This window comes from Synechococcus sp. WC101 (assembly GCF_047461555.1).
Taxonomy (GTDB): domain Bacteria; phylum Cyanobacteriota; class Cyanobacteriia; order Thermostichales; family Thermostichaceae; genus Thermostichus.
This window is the reverse complement of record NZ_JANSHG010000276.1, coordinates 1-1,701: the sequence shown is the minus strand read 5'-3', so window position 1 is coordinate 1,701 and position 1,701 is coordinate 1. Positions and strand designations below refer to the sequence as shown.

The window sequence follows — 1,701 nt, the reverse complement described above, 5'->3', positions numbered from 1 at the left end:
GGGGGGATCCCTAGAAATTGGAAACGCCCAGGGAGTTTAAGAACTCCCGGGCTTGCTTTAGCCACGCGTCCTCAAGTTCCCCCTTCCGGGGGATCCCTAGATAGGGTGTAGGTTGGCCAAGTAAGCGGCTCCCCCTTCCTTGGGGGGAAACTAGCAGCGGGGATCCCCAGGTGTTGAACATGCGCTTTGCGTTTTGCCGATACCGGCGGCCTTTCCGCCAGCCCTTGCGCACGCGCTACGGCCTGTGGTCTATCCGCGAAGGGATCCTGGTTCGGCTGACGGACGCGGAGACGGGAGGTCAGGGCTATGGGGAGATTGCCCCCATCCCCTGGTTGGGCAGCGAGACCGTAGAGGAAGCGCTGGCATTTTGTCAGCAGTTGCCCCCTGAGCTGTCGGAAGCAGAGATCGAGAAGATCCCGGCAACCTTGCCCGCCACGCGCTTTGGGCTGGAATGCGCCTGGCTGGCCTGTCGGGATCCCGGCTGGCTGGCAAGGGATCTCTCCGGGCTTTCCTGGTGTGGGCTTTTTGGGAAAACCCCACCCTCAGGTTCCTACCCCGCCTACAAGGTCAAGGTGGGGGTGGAGCCTCTCGAGCAGGAGGTGAAAAAGCTAGAAAGCTGGCTGGAGCAGTTGCCCGCAGGATCCTGCTTGCGCCTGGATGCCAATGGGGGGCTGAGTCTGGAAGGGGCGCGGCGCTGGCTGGCCCTCTGTGACCGGATCAACCAAGAGTGGCCAGGCAAGATTGAGTTTTTCGAGCAGCCCTTGCCACCAGCGCAGCACGCCGATCTAAGCCGGCTGAGCTGGGAGTTTCAGACTCCCATTGCCTTGGATGAGTCCGTGGTTGGGCTGGAGCAGTTGCAAGCTGTCCACCAAGCCGGCTGGAAAGGGATCCTGGTGGTCAAGCCCTCCTTGGTTGGCTCCTGCCTTGCCCTTAGGGACTACCTCAGGCAACACCCTAGCCTAGATTTGGCCTTCTCCTCCGCCCTGGAAACGCCCATCGGCGCTTGGCATGGCCTAGTTTGGGCGGGATCCCTGCAGGCAAAAACAGCCCATCCCAGAGCCTTGGGATGGGGGGTGGGGGAGTTTTTCCAGGAAGGGGATCCCCTCACCCTGATCACGCTCTCAGCCCAGGAGCGGGCAGCCCTGATGCAGGCGGTGTGGGAGCGCCACAGCCAGCCCTAGACGGCGGCGGCTTGCTTGGCCCGTTCCTGCCGCAGGTAGGCCTGGATAAAGTGCATCAGCTCCTCCGGTTCGCCATTCATAAACGCCTCGACATTGTAGGTTTCGGCGTTGGTGCGGTGGTCTTTGATCAACTTGTAGGGATCGAAAGTGTAGGTGCGAATCCGACCCCCAAAGCCCTGGGTCACCATCTCACCCCGGATCTCGGCCAGCTTTTGCCGGCGCTTTTCTTCCTCAAGCTCGATCAGCTTCGCCTTCAGGATCTGGATGGCCCGCTCCTTGTTTTGCAGTTGGGAGCGCTCTTCGGTGCAGCGCACGGCAATGCCGGTGGGCTTGTGGATAACCCGCACCGCCGTTTCCACCTTGTTGACGTTTTGGCCCCCTGCCCCGCCGGAACGAGAAGTCTCGAACTCCAGATCCTCCATCCTCAGCTCGAACTCATTGTCCTCCTCCAGGATAGGCATGACCTCAACGCCGGCAAAGCTGGTCTGGCGCTTGCCGTTGGCGTTAAAGGGGCTGATGC

The 1,701-nt window shown here is 61.4% G+C and carries 2 protein-coding genes; one reads left to right on the top strand and one right to left on the bottom strand.

What is annotated here, in order from left to right; translation table 11 throughout:
* The first annotated feature begins 179 nt into the window (after window positions 1–179).
* Window positions 180–1,181 (top strand): o-succinylbenzoate synthase, encoded by a 1,002-nt coding sequence (locus NW809_RS12395; protein WP_011430112.1) that lies wholly within the window; start codon window positions 180–182, stop codon window positions 1,179–1,181.
* Here the strand turns inward: NW809_RS12395 and NW809_RS12390 are convergent.
* Window positions 1,178–1,701 (bottom strand): peptide chain release factor-like protein (locus NW809_RS12390; protein WP_414402280.1); only part of this gene is annotated, 524 nt, incomplete at its 5' end. The genes NW809_RS12395 and NW809_RS12390 overlap by 4 nt on opposite strands.

Coding starts and splice junctions, on each gene's coding strand:
- NW809_RS12395 (WP_011430112.1), top strand. CDS start 180: ATGCGCTTTGCGTTTTGCCGATACCGGCGGCCTTTCCGCCAGCCCTTG.